This window comes from Constrictibacter sp. MBR-5 (genome assembly GCF_040549485.1).
GTDB lineage: Bacteria > Pseudomonadota > Alphaproteobacteria > JAJUGE01 > JAJUGE01 > Constrictibacter.
This window is the reverse complement of sequence record NZ_JBEPTK010000026.1, coordinates 26,088-43,242: the sequence shown is the minus strand read 5'-3', so window position 1 is coordinate 43,242 and position 17,155 is coordinate 26,088. Positions and strand designations below refer to the sequence as shown.

15 protein-coding genes and 1 tRNA gene are annotated in these 17,155 nt (G+C 63.2%); 6 read left to right on the top strand and 10 right to left on the bottom strand.

Annotated features, from left to right (window positions below):
• Positions 1 to 194: 194 nt before the first annotated feature.
• From ABIE65_RS26720 to ABIE65_RS26705, 4 genes are all read right to left on the bottom strand, one after another.
• Positions 195 to 1,532: a tyrosine-type recombinase/integrase gene (locus tag ABIE65_RS26720; protein WP_354081814.1), complete on the bottom strand. Its 1,338-nt coding sequence runs from the start codon at positions 1,530 to 1,532 to the stop codon at positions 195 to 197.
• 208 nt (positions 1,533 to 1,740) lie between these two features.
• Positions 1,741 to 1,882 (bottom strand) — tRNA-Gly (locus ABIE65_RS26715).
• A gap of 46 nt (positions 1,883 to 1,928) precedes the next feature.
• Positions 1,929 to 2,369, bottom strand: a complete 441-nt coding sequence (locus ABIE65_RS26710; protein ID WP_354081813.1) for a hypothetical protein — start codon at positions 2,367 to 2,369, stop codon at positions 1,929 to 1,931.
• 207 nt (positions 2,370 to 2,576) lie between these two features.
• Positions 2,577 to 3,173, bottom strand: coding sequence for a class I SAM-dependent methyltransferase (locus ABIE65_RS26705; protein ID WP_354081812.1), 597 nt, complete (start codon positions 3,171 to 3,173; stop codon positions 2,577 to 2,579).
• Between the two features lie 556 nt (positions 3,174 to 3,729).
• Here ABIE65_RS26705 and ABIE65_RS26700 point away from each other — a divergent pair.
• Positions 3,730 to 4,008, top strand: coding sequence for a hypothetical protein (locus ABIE65_RS26700; RefSeq protein WP_354081811.1), 279 nt, complete (start codon positions 3,730 to 3,732; stop codon positions 4,006 to 4,008).
• A 56-nt stretch (positions 4,009 to 4,064) separates the two neighbouring features.
• On the opposite strand, the gene ABIE65_RS26695 is transcribed toward ABIE65_RS26700, so the two are convergent.
• The 6 genes from ABIE65_RS26695 to ABIE65_RS26670 form a co-directional block, all read right to left on the bottom strand.
• Positions 4,065 to 4,865 carry a flavodoxin family protein gene (locus ABIE65_RS26695; RefSeq protein WP_354081810.1) on the bottom strand — a complete coding sequence of 267 codons (801 nt, stop codon included), beginning with the start codon at positions 4,863 to 4,865 and terminating at the stop codon, positions 4,065 to 4,067.
• A 41-nt stretch (positions 4,866 to 4,906) separates the two neighbouring features.
• The gene (locus ABIE65_RS26690) at positions 4,907 to 5,425 is read right to left on the bottom strand and encodes a DoxX family protein (RefSeq protein ID WP_354081809.1); all 519 of its coding nucleotides are present in this window, start codon (positions 5,423 to 5,425) and stop codon (positions 4,907 to 4,909) included.
• Positions 5,422 to 6,192, bottom strand: coding sequence for an HvfC/BufC N-terminal domain-containing protein (locus tag ABIE65_RS26685; protein ID WP_354081808.1), 771 nt, complete (start codon positions 6,190 to 6,192; stop codon positions 5,422 to 5,424). The genes ABIE65_RS26690 and ABIE65_RS26685 overlap by 4 nt, the downstream gene beginning before the upstream one ends.
• Complete coding sequence (gene bufB / locus ABIE65_RS26680) at positions 6,192 to 7,097, bottom strand: MNIO family bufferin maturase (protein ID WP_354081807.1); 906 nt, start codon at positions 7,095 to 7,097, stop codon at positions 6,192 to 6,194. The genes ABIE65_RS26685 and bufB overlap by 1 nt, the downstream gene beginning before the upstream one ends.
• A gap of 98 nt (positions 7,098 to 7,195) precedes the next feature.
• Entirely contained in the window at positions 7,196 to 7,501 is a 306-nt protein-coding gene (locus ABIE65_RS26675; RefSeq protein ID WP_354081806.1) for a BufA1 family periplasmic bufferin-type metallophore, read from the bottom strand.
• Positions 7,502 to 7,818: 317 nt separating this feature from the next.
• On the bottom strand, positions 7,819 to 9,192 hold the full coding sequence (locus ABIE65_RS26670; RefSeq protein ID WP_354081805.1) for an adenylate/guanylate cyclase domain-containing protein: 1,374 nt from the start codon (positions 9,190 to 9,192) through the stop codon (positions 7,819 to 7,821).
• Between the two features lie 317 nt (positions 9,193 to 9,509).
• On the opposite strand from ABIE65_RS26670, the gene ABIE65_RS26665 reads away from it, so the two are divergent.
• The 5 genes from ABIE65_RS26665 (at position 9,510) to ABIE65_RS26645 (ending at position 17,016) form a co-directional block, all read left to right on the top strand.
• Positions 9,510 to 10,079, top strand: coding sequence for a peroxiredoxin-like family protein (locus tag ABIE65_RS26665; RefSeq protein ID WP_354081804.1), 570 nt, complete (start codon positions 9,510 to 9,512; stop codon positions 10,077 to 10,079).
• Positions 10,080 to 10,093: 14 nt separating this feature from the next.
• Positions 10,094 to 10,987 (top strand): DUF547 domain-containing protein, encoded by an 894-nt coding sequence (locus ABIE65_RS26660; RefSeq protein WP_354081803.1) that lies wholly within the window; start codon positions 10,094 to 10,096, stop codon positions 10,985 to 10,987.
• 138 nt (positions 10,988 to 11,125) lie between these two features.
• A complete protein-coding gene (locus tag ABIE65_RS26655; protein WP_354081802.1) occupies positions 11,126 to 11,650 on the top strand; it encodes a YHS domain-containing (seleno)protein in 525 nt (174 codons plus the stop codon).
• A gap of 660 nt (positions 11,651 to 12,310) precedes the next feature.
• Positions 12,311 to 13,858 (top strand): efflux RND transporter periplasmic adaptor subunit, encoded by a 1,548-nt coding sequence (locus tag ABIE65_RS26650; protein ID WP_354081801.1) that lies wholly within the window; start codon positions 12,311 to 12,313, stop codon positions 13,856 to 13,858.
• Complete coding sequence (locus tag ABIE65_RS26645) at positions 13,855 to 17,016, top strand: efflux RND transporter permease subunit (protein ID WP_354081800.1); 3,162 nt, start codon at positions 13,855 to 13,857, stop codon at positions 17,014 to 17,016. The genes ABIE65_RS26650 and ABIE65_RS26645 overlap by 4 nt, the downstream gene beginning before the upstream one ends.
• The last annotated feature ends 139 nt before the right edge of the window (positions 17,017 to 17,155 follow it).

The window sequence follows — 17,155 nt, the reverse complement described above, 5'->3', positions numbered from 1 at the left end:
GATTGGCTTCAAAGGCGGCTCCGCGACCGAGGGTGCCCTGCCCATCCTCATGTTTCCTGGGAAACATTCTGGGACGTGCCAAGGGGGTCTCCACTCTACCCGGCTCTGTTCACCGAGTCCCACCCAGCGACGCCCCAGGGCGTCCTGGGAGGCCTCTGGGGCAGCAGCCGAAAGGGACCGCTGCCCCACCCCGGCTACGCCGCCTCGACCCTCAGCGCTCCATCCGCGCCCAACACGATCCGCCGATCGTCGAGATCCGGGTCGAGCAGCCTCAGTTCATCCGATTCGCCTGGCCGGCGCAGATGCCGCCCTGCCCGCTCGCGCTCTTCGACCCAGCGGCGCGCCATCTCGACTGTCGCGTGGTCATAGAAGTCCTGGATCATTTCGCGGCTCGTGCCCATCAATTTGGCGAGAATGCCGTCCTGGCAGCCTCGGCCCACCAGGTCGGTCGCGTACAGGTGACGCAGTGAGTACTGGCAATAATCCTTCGCCGTCGAATGCTGAAAGCTGCAGGCCTTCAGCAGCGTCCCGAAGGCCTTTTTGACGTCGCCGGTAGGCTTGCCGGTGAAGCCGGCGAACACGGAGGTCGCGGGATCGAGTTTGCCGCCCTGCTGCTTGGTGTGGCGCTTCCGGATTTCATGAAGCCGATCCACGACTTCATCGTCCAAAAGCGCGACGTCACGTTCGCCGGTCTTTCCTCCAGCGACGTGCAGGAAGCGATCTTCCATATGAACGTCGGCCCAGGTGAGACCGTAGGCTTCGTGCGGGCGCAGCCCTGTGAACCGCACGACGATGAGGAAATCCAGCAGAACCGTGCGCTGATGCCGCTGCCGGGCGTCGGCAACCGCATCGATCCGTTCCTGCGCCACCCGACACATCCGATCGTAATCAGACGGCGAGAAGGCCCGCCTGCGATTCTTCTTCTGCTTCATCGCCGGGACGGTCGGCACGTCGGCCTTCTTCAGCCATCCCTTCGTCACGGCATGATCCAGCAACTGCCGCAGGGCGATATTTTCGCGGTTCAGCGTCTTTCCGGTGGGTTCACCGTAGGTCTGCCGCTTTGCGAGGATGCGCTTACCATTGCGATCGTAGGCAACCTGCTCGGACTGCCGAGGGCGACTATGGTAGGTCCGCCGCCATTCCAGGTAGGCGGCGATATCGCTCTGGGTGACCGCATCGATCGTCCGGCCGAGTTCTCCGTCGAAGAACGGCACGAAGAATCGACGCACCACGGTTTCCTTGTTCGCGTAGTCGGAGTGCGACCTCACCGACTCCAAGAAGCTTTTGGCGACGGCATTGAACGAGGGCTTCCGCATGACCTTCTCGGCACGATCCCCTTCACCTGCCTGGAAGCGGTTGTACAGGTCGACTGCACGCTGAATAGCGACGCCGAGGTCAGCCGTTTCCATAGAACGTCGAACCGCTCTGCGCCCGTGTTTGAAGTAACAGTAGATCGAATCGCCGATCATGTCGGCGCGGGTGTACAACTGGAGTCCGGGAAAAATCACGTGTTTTTTCACAATGCGTACCACGCTTCGAAATCACCAACTTCAGCATGGTATGAGAGCCGCCGCTCGACTGTCATTATTGAATCAGCAAGCCGTGTTGTGCACGATTTGTGCACAAAACCGACTTTTCTAAGCCTTTGATATAGCTGAATCGGAGATTTTGGGGCTGTGCGCGGAAACGCGAAAGGCGCCGGCCCGACCGGGCTAGCGCCTTGATATTGCTCCGAAAACTTGGAGCGGGAGAAGGGATTCGAACCCTCGACCCTCACGTTGGCAAGGTAAGGGGCGAGGATTTTCGCGTTCTTCATCAATGGCTTACAGGCCGTTTTCTGGCTGTGCAGGAAGTGTGCATGACCGCCCTGCCCCGCTTCCGCGCCCAAGTAATCGCACGCGGGAGCGGGTCAGGCTGAAGTATTCAGGTCAGGCAGCCGCTTTGCGCGTCGCCTTCTCCCGCGCCTGGGCGATCTGCGCGTCGAACTCGCCCGCGCCGACGGCGTCGCGCAGCTTCTCGAAGATGGCGATCACGTCCGACAGCGACGCTCCGCACTCGAAGGAGGTCAGACCCTTGCCAGACAGATCGACCGGGCCATTGCCGAAGCGGAGTTCGCCGAAGAACTTCCCGTCCGTTTCGAACCACCACGGACGCGGTGTGACGGCCCGCATGACCTTGCCCTTCTCCCCCTTCTTGTAGACCCGCCTCTCGACAGTGAATGTCTCACCGCGCATCGTCGCCTGCGCCAGTGCGATCTGCTCGGACAGCGCGCCGACGATGACGTCACGCGGGCTGCGCTGCCGGGCGGTCGTAGACGTCGAACGGGTGACCTCTGCAAACTTCAGCCGAATGGGCATCTTGCCCTCCATGTCGTTCCTGACATGGCGACGTCTACCGCAGTTCCGGGATTCGTCAACTGAAGCAAACTACGTTAACGCCGTGAATCGACCTAGAAAGACGCTCCGCTCCAAGGCTTGAGCCGACGCGCATTCGCCCATTTGCGAGATCTACGCGATATCGGAGGGCCGGCATTCATTGTGAAACGATTGAGCGAGGCGTATCCGACAAAGCCACCATTATAGCGTGCGCTCGAAGATCGTGCCGTAATGGTAAGGTTGAAGATCGACCACACGCGCCAAATGGAATCCAGCGGGTTCTACGGCAGCCCGGACGGAATCAGGTGTCATGCGCATCTCGGTTTTCGGTCCCCGAGGCTGGCCCATGACGGCCGTACGCTCGCGCGGAAAGTCATGCCAGTTGACAATGGTGAACAGCCCGCTCTGCTTTAGTATGTCGGCCACCGCGCGCGCCAGGGCAGTCTGATCCGAGACCCCGTGAAAGGTGTTTGCGATGAAGACATAATCGACCTCCTCTGGCGTCAGGGCCGCGACCTCCCGTGCATCGGCGACGATCCAGTTCGAGACCGACACGCCCTGTCGGGCTGTTTCGCCGCGCGCCTGATTGATCATGGCCGGATCAATGTCGAGCGCATAAACACGGCCGCCGACGATCCTCGCCAGAGGCGCGGTGAAATAGCCGTCACCGCAGCAGAGATCGACCACCGTCATTTCCGGCTGTACGCCAAGCGCCCGCAGGACCCCCTCGGGATCGGGCCACAGCGCCGCCCACCAATCCCGGTCAGGCATCGATGTCGCGATAAACATGTCGCTCATGCTGCCACTCCAGACGGCTCGCCGTGGAGAACCCTGTTCCGTAAGAAGTATCGGGCTCTTCAGCGCGAAATAGCTCTTCGCAGCGTCACCGCGCCCGATACCAGGTCTAGGCCGGCTGCCGAAAGCAGCGCCTATATCCTTCGGCGACAACAGCGGCGTGACATTGCCGAATGCCATACTTGTCATTCTTGCGCGCCCACGGGCGGCTCCTCGCGCTGGGCGTGCGGCCGCGCCATAAGCGTCGCGGCTCTTGGCAACGCCGGCGGGGCGGCGCTCGCGCCCAGGTGCATTTGGCCGCCGCCAAGGGTTGGCCGCTGTCGCTGATGGCTGCCTCGTTCTCGCTCTGCGTTGCGGCGCCAGTCGCCGCGTCCGTTGGAACCGGGCCGCTGTTGGACAGGTGGTCTGCGCGCCGCCTGACCACTTCCTTCTGACCCCGCTGACCCTGTCTTGCGTTGTCCTGTGCTGAGCGACGCCCCCGGGTAGCCCCCGCGTTCCTGGCACTTCTCGGCACGAGCACCGGGGTGACGGCCGTCATCAAGGGCGCGATTTGGGCGAATTGTATGAAACGACGCACCTCGGTGCGATCCGTGCCTTCGGACAGTCGGCAATGGTCTTTTCTTCCGGTCTCGCGCCTGTAGCCATGGGCGTGCTGATCGATCTCGACATCTCGATGGGCGCCATCGCCGCAGGATCGGCCATCTATTGCGTGGGAGCCTCGCTGCTCGTCGCCACCCTGGGTCGTCCCGGATCGCTTCGCACGCGCCCGCGCCATAACGCTCATAAATCCTCGGGCCAAGTGGCCGACCGTCCATCGGAAATCCTGCGACGACCCTAATGGACCGGTGCGTTAACGCGCTCATCTATATCTTTGTCACAGCCGCGATCGACGGCTCAACTACGATGCCCCGGGTTTTCGTAGTCGAAGCGGCAGCCCGCCTTCCACGCGGTACGGTCGTTGCCGTGGTTGGATAGGCCGCCCGCATCCTTCAGCATGCGCGCCATATGCATGAGGTTCCACGTCATGATCGTGGCATTGCGCTGTGTGAAATCGTTGCCGAAGCCTGCAGGGCCGCCTTCGATCTCGTCGCCGTAGGAGGGACCGGGGCCTGCCTCTCCGATCCAGCCACAATCGGCTTGCGGCGGGATGGTGTAGCCCAAATGACCGAGCGCATAGAGGATCGTCATCGCGCAGTGCTTGATGCCGTCTTCGTTGCCGGTGACGACGGCACCGCCCGCCTTGCCGTAGAAGATGCTCTGGCCCTTTTCGTTCAGCATGCCCGACATACCGTAGAGACGCTCGATCAGGACGCGGCAGAGCGAACTCTCCTCACCCAGCCAGATCGGCGTGCCGACGATCAGGATCTCGGCGGCGGCGACCTTCTCCCAGAGCGCTGGCCAGTCATCGCGGTCCCAGCCATGATCGGTCATGTCCGGATATACGCCGTAGGCGATCTGATAGGAGGCGGCGTGAACATGATCCACGGTGACTCCGTTCCGGGACATTATCTCGCCGGCGACCGAGAGAAGCAGCTTCGTATGTGAGTCGCGTTCGACCTTTTTCAGCGTCGTATTGAAGATCACCGCGCGCAGGTCGGAGAAGTCGGTCCCGTTCTGGCTGCAGAGCTTCGACTGCGTCTCGTTCAAGGTCATGTCGGCTCTCCTTCTTCGGGAGCGGAGGATCGGCTCGGCCACGGGGTACGGCCCGGTCGGCGCTGAACGTCTTATGGTCCGGATCAGGCGCGATGGCCGGTCGCCGGTCGCGATTGCGCCCAGCGCGCGATCCCATGATCGACGGAGATGGGTCCGGGGCCGAGAGCGACGACGGCGAACAGAACGACCGCCCACCACATGTGAGCGTTCCACCATGCGTCGGGGAACACGAACAACTGGATGACCGTCGTCATGACCAGCATGCCGAGCGCGCCGAAGCGGGTGAACAAGCCGAGGATTACCAGCACGGGCAAGATATGTTCGGCGATGGCGGTCAGATGCGCCGACAGCACGGGGAACGGCAGCCCGAACTCGTGTTCGAACAAATAAGGCTGGGAGGCCTGGAGCGAGAAGATGTTCCAGCCCTCCACCTTCGTCCTGCCGGAATACCAGAAGGTGAGCGCCACCGGCAGCCGCAGGAACAGCAGCGCAAACGGCCCTGCGATCGCCGTGATCTGCGCGTAGATCGTCTCGAGGCGAAGCAGCAGAAGGCGCGGCGACATCCTCGATGTTGCCGGCACGGGCAGGTGGTAGATCGTCATCGCGTGATACCTCTGTCTGAAATGCCGATGAACGCGCCGACGCTCAGAAGCCGATGGAATATCGTCGAGACGTCGAAAGCCGGATTGCCATCCAGCGCGTCCGCGGCAGCGGTCGCGATCGATGTGCCACTGATCAGTGCGGCGACGAATCCGGCGGCAGCGGGGTCGAGAGCGACCACTCCGACATCGAAATGGGCGCGCGTGACGAGTGCAGCTTCGGCACCTTCGGGAATGTATCGGCCGGCCGGCGAGTGCTCGCCGCTGTTCGCCGTCCATATCGAGACGACCGGAAACGGCGAGCGGAGCAGGCGTACGGCAGGATGCGGCACGAGCCGCAGATCGATCAGCAACTCGCCCGATCCGGAAAGCTCGTGGGGATCGAGCGGCGGCGCATCGGCGGCGTGCAGCGCCTCCAATCGCATCCGCTCCAATCGCGCGACGTCGGCAAGATAGGGCACCGACCGAGCCGGTTCGAACTCCTGCAGAAAGGCGGGAAAGGCTTCGCCATAGAGAGCGAGTGACCGCCTTTGCGGCAGATGGTCGGCAACGAACAGGCGCGCCGCAGCGAAGAAAAAGGCATCGCCGACCAGCCGTCGGACGACCGGATAGGCGTCTGCGAGAGTTTGAGAGAGGCCCGAATAGAGGTTGTTCCGGTACACCCGAAATCGCCGTCGCGATTCTTCGTCGAAGCCAGCCGGGCGCGCGTCGGGGTCGGCGCTGGTCAGCGCGCGGACGAAATCCTCTTGGAAGCCGGCCAACGTTTCCATTATGCGGCCCTCGTTCGGCACGACCGGATCAACCGGCGCTCGATCTGTCGCGCCTCCCGGTACAGGTGAGGCCATGACGGCACGTCATTGTCCCATTCCAGCGTCGTCGGTCTGGGCCCAATCCGGTCTATGAGGCGGTCGTAGAGACGCCAGACCTCCTCTGAGACCGATGCACCATGATCGTCGATCAGTAGGGGGCGGCCGGTCGCGTCATCGACGCTGGCGCCGGCGACATGGAGTTCGCCAATGGCATCGGCGGGCAGGCCGTCGACGTAGGCGAAGGGGTCCGTGCCGACGTTGAAGGCGCTGACCTGGATATTGCCCACGTCGATTAGCAGGCCGCAGCCGGTCTTGCGCGCCACCTCGACGATGAATTCGGGCTCCGGAATCGTCGAACTGGGCAGCAGCAGATAGTTTGATGGGTTTTCGATCAGGATTGGGCGGCCGAGCACCTCCTGGACCTCGTCGACCTGACCGCACAAAATAGTGAGCGACTCCTCGGTGAACGGAAATGGTAGGAGGTCGGCGAGATACTTGCCGTCGTGACCGGACCACGCGACATGCTCCGATACCAACCCCGGCTCAAACCGCCTGACGACCGCGCGCAGCGCCGCGAGATGATCGGGATCGGGGCGGCCTGGACTTCCCAGCGACAGTCCCACGCCGTGAACCGACAGTGGGTAGATCGTGCGGATCCTCTCCAGCACGGCCAGGCGAGGCCCCCCTTCCACCATGTAATTTTCTGCGTGAATCTCGAAGAAGCCCAGTTCGGGTCGCTCGCTGATTATCTGGACGGCATGAGCATCCTTCAGGCCCACCCCTGCCCTGGCGGATATTGCGCTCGAGACGCGGCTCGCGCTGTGCGTCTTCTCGAGCGGCTCGCTTTCTGCTGAGGGACCTTCCATCTGAGATACTCGCTGCAAGAAGCACGAAGATCACGCTACGGCGGATTCGACCGGGGGGCGTGCGCCTACCAGCCGAACCCGCCGGTGCTAGTCGTTGCTCAGCTCGGTATGTCGCGCTCGAGCGCCTTGAGGCTGCCGCGGACTTCCCGACCATCGGTCGTTTTGATGACGGTCGCTTCGCAGGTACCAGCCGGCACGAGCTTCCACGCGTTGCCCTGCCAGTTCACCTTGGACGTTCCTGCGCAGGTCGTGCCCGGACCGGCGGCGCAGTCGTTCTTTCCCGCCTCTGACACGCCGTAGCACTTTTCCATGCCCTGAGCGTGCGCCGTGTCCGCGGAAGCCATCGAGACGGCGGCAGCCAGAGCGGATGCCAGAGCGACGGCACTCACCTTGATGTTGTTCATGACGATACTCCCAGTCTGTTGGTTGAAACGACGAAGCGGTTCGGCTCTACCCGCGAAGCCCTGTCCGCAGGCAAGACGCGAAGTCCTCGTCGGGGCGGCACGCATGCGTCTCGGACTGTAGGGACCGATGCGTTCGTGCTCGCCCATATCCGAAAGTTCCGAGCCGACCCCCGGGAAGTTACGTCCCGCAGGAACCTATCCCGCGTTGCCGCTCCGTCGGCGGCCTCCGACGCCATGACGTGCCTGCATCGGCGAACCGACCGAAGCACGGCGGGCGGTGTCAGAAGCGTCTGCGCGACATTGCGTGCGGGGTGCGGTCAGGGATGCAGGACAGCGAGTTGAATATCGCCTTCGACACCGTCCACTCTGCTACAGAACTGAGCGATCCTCCTCTCGTCGGCGTACCCTTGCTCGACTGCAGTCCGGTAGGTCTCGAGCGGCGAGAGCGCACGGGATCCGATCCGCTTGTTGAGCGCCTCCAGCTTCGCCGCGAGGTTCACCGCGCTGCCGATCACTGTGAACTCGAGCCGGTCCGCATCTCCGATGGTTCCGACAACGATCGTGCCCGCTGCTACGGCTGCGCCGACCGAACGGTCGGGCAGACTGCGCAGGCTGCTCGTACCGCCTGGCCACCGGTCGACCTCGGCCACGATCGCGTCGACGGCTCGGAGCGCGTTCGCGGCATAGGTATGGCTTCTGTCGACGGCACCGAACGTGGCCATGATCCCGTCTCCGATGAACTTGTCGATGATGCCGCCATGCGCCCGGATGATCGGCGCGATGCGACGCTGATACTCCGCGAGGACACGGATCACCTCGTTCGGCTCGAGCGCAGCGGAAAAGGACGTGAAGCCGCGGATGTCGACGAACAGAACCGCCGCTTGGCAACGGACACCCTGCTCCGACAGGTCGTCGGCGAGCCGAATACGGGCGGCGATCTCTTTGTCGAAGAATCGGGACAGGTTCGAGGCCGCGCGCTGCTCGCGCACCGCCTCGATCAACAGGCTGCGGGACCGGTGGAGAACCACGTAAAGGATTCCGGCCACGATCGTTACGGAGAGCAGCTTGTCGACCTCGGCCCCGACGAGAAGCGCATTGCCGGTCAGGTAGTCGACATAGCTGCGGGTGACGACGCTCTGGGAGGTTTCGCCGAGGACGACGTACAGTACCAGCGCGAGCCACCCGACGATCGACGCGAGGCCGGATGCGATCAGAAATTTAGGATTAAAGCGCAGGGCGCGCAGTGAAATGAAAATGAAGAAATATAAAAATGTTGGTGCCTTTAGATAAAAAGAGGGCGGCTGACCGTACTGTATATGAAAACTCCATATGAGCACCACGAGCAACGCAATATCGAATCCAACGGACAGGTAGGCCCCCCAATCCGGTATTTCGCTTTTGGCCGACCACAACAGGCCGATCAGCGTCAGGATAAAATATATCGCCAGCACGGCGGGAACGAGCGAGAACTCTGTGCCTCCATCCGTGCGCGGTGACAGGAGGTAGAGGACGGCGAACGCCACCACGATGCAGAGTTGGACCAGCCGCATCATGAGTTCGCTGGATCGGTCTCTCTCCCGGATTCTTGCCGCGACCGTTGCCGGCAGTGCCCCCTGCTCGGACGGCCACAACGCATTCCGCCATACACGGTGCCAACGGCGCCGGGACAAGTCGCCGGTATCTTCAGGCATGGCAGCTCCGGGCGGGTTACGCGAGCCCGGAGCGACATTGTCCCTTCATAAGACGGTCCCTGAACATGGGCTCGCTCCCCGGGGCTGCCGACATGGGCTGATTGGCGTGACGCGTTTCTCCCAAGCGCGCACAAAGGTTACGAGCCCTCGAGTATCCTTGAGGCGGCGAGCGGCCCTCACCTTCCGCCGATCCGTTGGGGGCCGAACGTCGGGAATCCGGACGTCGGCGCGTAACCTTTCTGCCCGGCAGACGAATATGTGAGTGGGTCACGCCGATCGGCGTGGTGTCTGTCCGCGCGGTATTGCCGTGGCCGGAGATGGGTCGCCCGATCGCCACCCTCAGCTTTTATCGGTTCCGTGATGATGAGGCATTCATGATGATAAAGCCCCGTAAGACCGTGCCCGCCCTTGATATTCCGATGGTCGACGGAGACCGTTTCCGGCTCGCCGCGCGCAAACCGCAGACGTTCTTCCTGCTCGTTGCGTATCGCGGCTATCACTGTCCGATCTGCAAGACCTATCTGCGCGACCTGCAGCGCAAGCTGCCGGATTTCGCCGGCCGTGGGGTCGACGTCCTTGCATTCAGCACGGACGATGAGGCTCGGGCGCGTAGAACGCGCGACGAGTGGGAGCTTTCGGAACTGGCGCTCGGCTATGGGCTGGGCATCGAAGATGCTCGCTCGTGGGGCCTGTTCGTGTCCACCGGGATCAAGGAGAGCGAGCCGCCGATGTTCGCCGAACCCGGCCTCTTCCTCATCCGGCCCGACCTGACGCTGTACGCCGCGTCGGTGCAAACGATGCCGTTCGCGCGTCCCGGCTTCGCCGATGTCTTGAACGCCGTTGAGTTCGTCACGAAGAACAACTACCCGGCGCGCGGCGAAGCCTAGACGGCCGCGGTTCCGTGGTCGGGACCATCGGGTCACGCGCCCCTGCTGTCGAGGGAAAGGCTTCACCCGGATGGCGCGCGCGCCTCGCTTCCCTGGCGCTCGCGTTCATGCTCATGGGCTTCGGGTCGATCGAGCGCCTCTTCGCGCCCGGCGCCGAACCCTGGCCGCGATGGGAACGGCACGATCCGAAGGCGACCGCACGTGTCGATCATTCGGTCTGGGAAGATTGGCTAGGGATTTATGTTTCGGTCGGTCCCGACGGCATAGCGCGCGTCGCATACGGGCGTGTCACCCCCGCGGACCGGGCGCGTCTCGACGGCTACATCGGCGCGCTCGCGGCTGTGCCGGTATCGTCGCTCGACCGCGCCGAGCAGCGCGCGTTCTGGGTGAACCTGTACAATGCGCTGACCGTCGCGGTGGTGCTCGACCACTATCCGGTCGGCAGCATCCGCGACATCAATCTGTCGCGGGGCCTGTTCGGGCGGGGGCCCTGGGATCGGTCGCTGGTATCCGTTGAGGGCGAAGCGCTGGCCCTCAATGATATCGAACACCGCATTCTACGGCCCGGATGGCGCGACCCGCGTATCCATTACGCACTCAACTGCGCGGCCCTGGGGTGTCCGAACCTGCTGCCTAATGCGTTCACGTCGGCCAACACGGACGGGCTGCTCGAACAAGCCGCCCGTGCCTACGTCAATCACCCGCGCGGCCTCACGGTCCGGCCAGACGTCGTTCGTCTCTCGAGCATCTATGTCTGGTTCGCGGAGGATTTCGGCGGCAAGGAAGGCGTTCTCACGCACTTGCTCCACTATGCCGACCAGCCGCTTCGGTCCGCCCTCGACCAGACTGTCGCGGCGGGAGCGGACTATGCCTGGGACTATGACTGGCGGCTCAACGAGGCGCGCTAGTCACGTAGTCGGCGCGTCACTTCCGCGTGATGAGCGTAACGGCAGTGGCAGTCCCGGAGAACTCGTCGGCAAGCGTCGCGGCGGCCGTCCTCCAGTTGCCGCGCGCCTGTGCTCAAACAAATAGCCGAGGAAGCTTCCATGCCAGTAGCAGTCGTCTCGCTTGCACGCCGCACCGTCCTGGCCCGTGTGCTCGCTGCGGGGATGTTCGTGGTTGCCGCCGCCATCGCATTCCAGGCAGGGCCGGCAGCCGCCTACGACGAGAACTCGAAAAGCGCGATCAACGTCGACGCGCAGGGGGTCGCTCTGCGCGGCTACGATCCCGTGTCCTACTTCAACGCGGGTACGCCGACCAAGGGGCGCGAGGACCTTACTGCGGTCCATGAAGGCGCACGCTACCAGTTCGCGTCTGCCGCGAACCGGGAAGCATTCATGAAGTCGCCGGGGCAGTACGCACCTTCGTTCGGGGGATTCTGCGCCATGGGCGCGGCACTCGGCAAGAAGCTCGACGGGGACCCGACGATCTGGCGGGTCGTCGACGGCAAGCTCTACCTCAACGTGCACCAGGCCGCCTCGACCCGCTGGCAGGAGGACATCCCCGGCAACCTGGTGAAAGCCAACAACAACTGGCCGACTATCAGGGACAAGTCGCCGGCCGAACTCTGATTCCCAGCGCGGCACCGTCGCCGAACGCCGGTGCCGACTACACCCATGCGCTCCGAAAAAAGCGCCACCATCCAGAGCGACACATGCGCATTGGGATGACGGGTATCGCCGCGCTTTTCCCGCACGGCGGCGGCCTGTCGACGCAGGAGCCTCTTGAGCCTGCTGCGAACGAGAGAATATCATCATCGAGATGACGAGAACTGGTTGCCCTACAGTATCCGGATTGCGCAAGACTGCTCAAACATCTTTGTTTGCGGCACTACTTGCTTGCGCCATGATCTTGTCGTTCTCCTTGGGTCCGACCGCCGATCGCGGCATGCCTGTCCCGACGCTCACGGCGCAGGGATGGGCAGAAGCGGCGCGGACAATGGATGCGATGTCCGACCCGTGTTGCGACGGGCGCGACGCGGATCGATCCGAGCGGTGCACGCCATCGGCGTTCTGCATGATCGCGTGCGGCGCACTGCCCGGCCAATTAACGGCCGAAGGCGGCACTTCAGCGGATCGCTATCAAAAGGTACGCACCGTTGCGTCCGTTGACGAGGCATCGGGCCTGTCGGTTTCACCCATGAGACGACCTCCACGAGTGGTCTGACCGTTCGCACGGCTGCGCCGACGTGCCGCGCCGCCGAACCGTCATGACCAATCAAGGAGGTTTTCATGTTTCGCAGGATCCCTGCGCGCGCGGCATTGATGCTTGCTGCCGTACTGGCGTTTCTCGGCCTTTGGGTCGCTGTCGACGCCGAGGCCTCATCCTATCGCTTCGAAGCAGTGTCGGCGGCGGTCCCCGTCGGCAAGGCCGTTCGTGTCGCCGCGCGCCTCGTCGGGCCGGATGGCAGACCGGTGCCGATCCAATCTGTCGTCGTGACATCCACACGCCTCGACATGGGGCCAGACGGGATGGCGATGATGGAAGCGCCACTCAGACCGATTACTGCGGATGGGTCTGGGATCTTCGCGTTTGAAACCGACATCGTCATGGCCGGCCAATGGGCGCTGACCATTGAGGCAGCGAAACCGGGTGAGACTGAACCCGTCAGCGGCGTGGTCATCTATACGGCCGCCGAGAAGCTGGCCGCCGCCGCGACCACGGCGGGAGAACGCCGGATCCTCTATTACCGGAACCCTATGGGCCTGCCCGATGTCTCCCCGGTCCCGAAGAAGGACCCGATGGGGATGGATTACATCCCCGTCTACGAAGACGAGATGGCCGGCCCTGCCGGCACGGTGCGCGTCAGCGTGGAAAAGGTCCAACGCGCCGGTGTGCGCACGGCTCGCCTGGAGCATCATTTGTTGTTCCGCACCGTACGCGGTGCCGGCGTGATCACCGCGGACGAATCGCGGCTCGCAACTGTGACCGCCAAGTTCGACGGCTTCGTGCATCGCCTGAATGTGCGTACGACCGGAGAGAGGGTGAAAGCCGGCCAGCCCCTGCTGACCGTGTGGATCGAAAGCGGTGACCTGCTGCGGAGAATGGTCGATCTGGCGGGCGCGCGGCTTGGCGGCGCCCGCGATGCCGAAACGGCTGCGCGCACTCTGCGCCTGTTCGACGTGCCGGAGAATGTCATTGCGGAGATTGCACGCACGCGTTCGGCCGTCCGTACGATGCCATTCAATGCTCCTTCAAGCGGCACCGTCATCGAGAAGCCGGCAGTCGATGGCATGCGCTTCGCCGCTGGGGACCTGCTGTTCCGGATCGCCGACCTCTCGCGCATCTGGATCGTCGTGGACGTTGCGGAACAGGACCTCGCCTTCATCCGCAGCGGTCAGGACGCGCGGCTCACATTGCCGTCCCAACCCGGGCGGCAGATCGAAGGCACGGTCGACTTCATCTATCCGGAGCTCGATCCCGCAACACGCTCCGTCAGGGTGCGGATCGTCGTCCCGAACACGGATGGGCGGCTGAAACTCGGCCTTTTCGCGCACGCCGAAATCGAGGCGCAGATCGGCAACGAGCCGGTTCTGGCGATCCCGGCGTCGGCCGTCATCGACGATGGAGCGCGGCAGGTGGCGTTCGTCGCCAGGGGCGAGGGCCTGTTCGAACCGCGCGACCTCACGCTCGGCGCACGCGCCGGAGCGCTGATCGAGATCATCGACGGCCTGTCCCAAGGTGAAGAGGTCGTCGTCAACGGCACGTTCCTGATCGACGCCGAGAGCAACCTGCAGGCCGCGCTGGCGGCTTTCACTGCCGAGAGACCGTCCCGATGATCGTCCGCCTCATCGAATGGTCGGCGCGCAACATCGTTCTGGTACTGATCGGAACGGCGTTCACGGTCCTCGCGGGCCTCTATTCCGTCTCACGCATCCCGCTGGATGCCATCCCCGATCTGTCGGACACGCAGGTCATCATCGTCACCGATTTTCCCGGTCAGGCACCCCAAGTGGTGGAAGACCAGATTACCTTCCCGCTGACGACGGCGATGCTGAACGTGCCTCGGGCGCGGGTGGTGCGCGGCTTCTCGTTCTTCAGCGTGTCTTTCGTCTACGTCCTGTTCGAGGATGGAGCGGATCTCTATTGGGCGCGGAGCCGCGTGCTCGAATTCCTGAACGCCGCAGCCGACCGGCTCCCGGCGGGCGTCACACCCGCGCTGGGACCGGATGCGACAGGCGTCGGCTGGGTCTACCAATACGCGATCAAATCCTCCGACCGGAACCTCGCGGAACTACGCTCCCTGCAGGACTGGCAGGTACGCTTCGCCGTCGCCAGGGCCGAGGGGGTTGCCGAAGTTGCGAGCGTCGGCGGCTTCGTCAAGCAATACACGATCGTCGTGGATCCGCACCTCCTGAAGCATACCGGGATTACGTTGGCCCAGGTGCGCGGTGCGGTGCGAGCAAGCAATCGCGATGTCGGCGGCAGAACGATCGAACTCGCCGAGACTGAATTCATGATCCGTGGACGCGGTTACCTCAACGGCATGGAAGATATCGAGAAGATCGTTCTGAAGGCTGATGGTGGCACCCCTATTCTGCTGCGCCACGTGGCGCGCGTCGAACTGGCGCCCAGCGAGCGGCGTGGTATCGCGGAAATGGATGGCGAAGGCGAGGTGGTCAGCGGGATAGCGCTGCAACGTCATGGTGAGAACGCCCTCGATGTCATCGCGAACGTCAAGGACGAGCTCGCGGCGGTGGCCTCAAGCCTGCCGGAAGGCACCGAAATCGTCGAGGTCTACGACCGCTCGCACCTGATCCACCGCGCGATTCGCACGCTGGTCACGACTTTGATCGAGGAGAGCATCGTCGTGGCTCTCGTCTGCTTTCTGTTTCTTTGGCATGCGCGCAGCGCCCTAGTCGCGATCGTTACGCTACCTGCCGGCATCCTGATGGCGCTCACCGTCACCTATGCCCTCGGCATTCCGTCGAACATCATGAGCCTCGGCGGCATCGCAATCGCCATCGGAGCGATGGTCGATGCTGCGATCGTGATGATCGAGAATGCCCACAAACGTTTGGAGCACGCGCCGCCGGGTGCGTCACGGACCGATGTGCTGATTGGGGCCGCTCAAGAGGTTGGCCCGGCTCTTTTCTTCAGCCTGCTCATCATCACGGTCTCGTTTCTTCCGATCTTCACGCTGGAGGCGCAGGAAGGCAGGTTGTTCAAACCGTTGGCGGCAACCAAGACCTTCGCAATGGCGGCCGCCGCGCTCCTGTCCATCACGCTCGTCCCCGCGCTGATGGTGCTGTTCATCCGGGGCAGGATCGTCCCGGAGGCGAGGAACCCGATCAACCGGCTCCTAATCTGGCTGTACCGCCCCGTCATTAGGTGGGTGCTGCGGGCGAAGGCGATCACCATCCTGGCGGCGGTTGTCGCGCTGGGTTTTTCGGTCGTCCCGTTCATGCGTATCGGTTCTGAATTCATGCCAAACCTAAACGAGGGCACGCTGTTCTACATGCCGACGACGCTCCCCGGCCTATCAGTCACGAAGGCGGCGGAGCTGCTCCAAACCCAGAACAAGATCATCAAGTCCTTTCCCGAGGTTGCGTCGGTCTGGGGCAAGGCGGGCCGGGCCGAGACGGCGACCGACCCGGCACCGGTGGAGATGTTTGAGACTATCATCAACCTGAAGCCGGAGGCGGATTGGCGCAACGGCATGACCCTCAACGAACTGATCGCCGAAATGGACGCCGCATTGCAGTTTCCCGGCGTTTCAAACGCTTGGACGATGCCGATCAAGGCGCGCATCGACATGCTGTCGACAGGTATCCGTACGCCGGTAGGCATCAAGGTCTTCGGTCCCGACCTCGTCGAACTGGAACGCCTTGCCAAGGAGATCGAAGCCGTTCTCAGATCCGTTCCCGGAACATCCTCTGCCTTTGCGGAACGTGTCAACGGCGGCTACTTCCTGGACATTCGGCCCGATCGCGACCGTATCGCCAGGTATGGGCTCAGCATGGATACGGTGCAGGACACGGTGGCGATGGCGCTGGGCGCGGAGACCGTCACCACCACGGTTGAAGGCCGCGAGCGCTACGACGTGGTCCTGCGCTATCCCCGTGCGATCCGGAGCGATCCTGAAGCGATAGCCCGTGAGGTGCTCGTATCTTTGCCCAACGGCGCTGCCATTCCCCTGGGTGAGATTGCGTCGGTGGAGCGATCCCGCGGACCGACCATGGTGCGAACCGAGGGCGGCCGGCCAGTTGTCTATGTGTTCGTCGATATCCGTGACCGTGACCTCGGTGGCTATGTGGATGAGGCCAGGGCAGTCGTGGCCGAACAGATCTCCCTGCCGGCAGGGTACGTGTTGTCCTGGAGCGGCCAGTTTGAACATCTCGCACGTGCGCAGGAGCGACTCGCTGTCGTCATTCCAGCGACGCTCCTGGTGGTTTTCATGCTTCTCTACCTTAACTTCCGGCGCTTGACAGAATCGCTGATCGTCATGCTGTCTCTGCCCTTCGCCCTGGTCGGCGGTCTTTGGCTGATGGACCTCATGAACTTCAACATGAGCGTTGCCGCAGTCGTGGGCTTCATCGCTCTGGCGGGTGTCGCCGCCGAAACCGGCGTCGTAATGCTGCTCTACCTCGATCACGCACTCCTGGACGCCAAGGCTGCGGCGGCTGCTGCCGGGAAGCGCTTCGGTCGTGTCGAGCTTCACGCTGCCATCATGGAAGGCGCCGTTGGCCGGGTTCGACCTAAAATGATGACCGTCGTCACGATCATGGCAGGTCTCCTCCCGATCCTCTGGTCGACCGGTGCGGGCTCCGAAGTGATGCAGCGGATCGCCGTTCCGATGATCGGGGGCATGGCGTCTTCGACTCTGCTGACATTAATCGTCATTCCAGCCATCTACGCGGTCATCCATGGTTCATCGTTGGCATCGCAATGCACCGCTGGAAAGGACGATCGGAACGGGCGGACCAGCGGCACGTGAGTGCAAGCGAACTGGACCGCAGGGACTCGTGCCGCCGTGTGCAACATGGCTGGTGCTCGGTAGGAGGCGCATATCAGTAACCGGATTTACCGTTGCGACGATGATGGGAGATGCGCCGCTCACCACCTTGGGAGGCTCT

What these genes read in the sequence shown, in the direction of transcription:
- ABIE65_RS26710 (WP_354081813.1), bottom strand. Translation starts at nt 2,369, where the DNA reads ATGGAGGGCAAGATGCCCATTCGGCTGAAGTTTGCAGAGGTCACCCGT.
- ABIE65_RS26705 (WP_354081812.1), bottom strand. Translation starts at nt 3,173, where the DNA reads ATGAGCGACATGTTTATCGCGACATCGATGCCTGACCGGGATTGGTGG.
- ABIE65_RS26690 (WP_354081809.1), bottom strand. Translation starts at nt 5,425, where the DNA reads ATGACGATCTACCACCTGCCCGTGCCGGCAACATCGAGGATGTCGCCG.
- ABIE65_RS26685 (WP_354081808.1), bottom strand. Translation starts at nt 6,192, where the DNA reads ATGGAAACGTTGGCCGGCTTCCAAGAGGATTTCGTCCGCGCGCTGACC.
- bufB (WP_354081807.1), bottom strand. Translation starts at nt 7,097, where the DNA reads ATGGAAGGTCCCTCAGCAGAAAGCGAGCCGCTCGAGAAGACGCACAGC.
- ABIE65_RS26675 (WP_354081806.1), bottom strand. Translation starts at nt 7,501, where the DNA reads ATGAACAACATCAAGGTGAGTGCCGTCGCTCTGGCATCCGCTCTGGCT.
- ABIE65_RS26670 (WP_354081805.1), bottom strand. Translation starts at nt 9,192, where the DNA reads ATGCCTGAAGATACCGGCGACTTGTCCCGGCGCCGTTGGCACCGTGTA.
- ABIE65_RS26665 (WP_354081804.1), top strand. Translation starts at nt 9,510, where the DNA reads ATGGGTCGCCCGATCGCCACCCTCAGCTTTTATCGGTTCCGTGATGAT.
- ABIE65_RS26655 (WP_354081802.1), top strand. Translation starts at nt 11,126, where the DNA reads ATGCCAGTAGCAGTCGTCTCGCTTGCACGCCGCACCGTCCTGGCCCGT.
- ABIE65_RS26650 (WP_354081801.1), top strand. Translation starts at nt 12,311, where the DNA reads ATGTTTCGCAGGATCCCTGCGCGCGCGGCATTGATGCTTGCTGCCGTA.
- ABIE65_RS26645 (WP_354081800.1), top strand. Translation starts at nt 13,855, where the DNA reads ATGATCGTCCGCCTCATCGAATGGTCGGCGCGCAACATCGTTCTGGTA.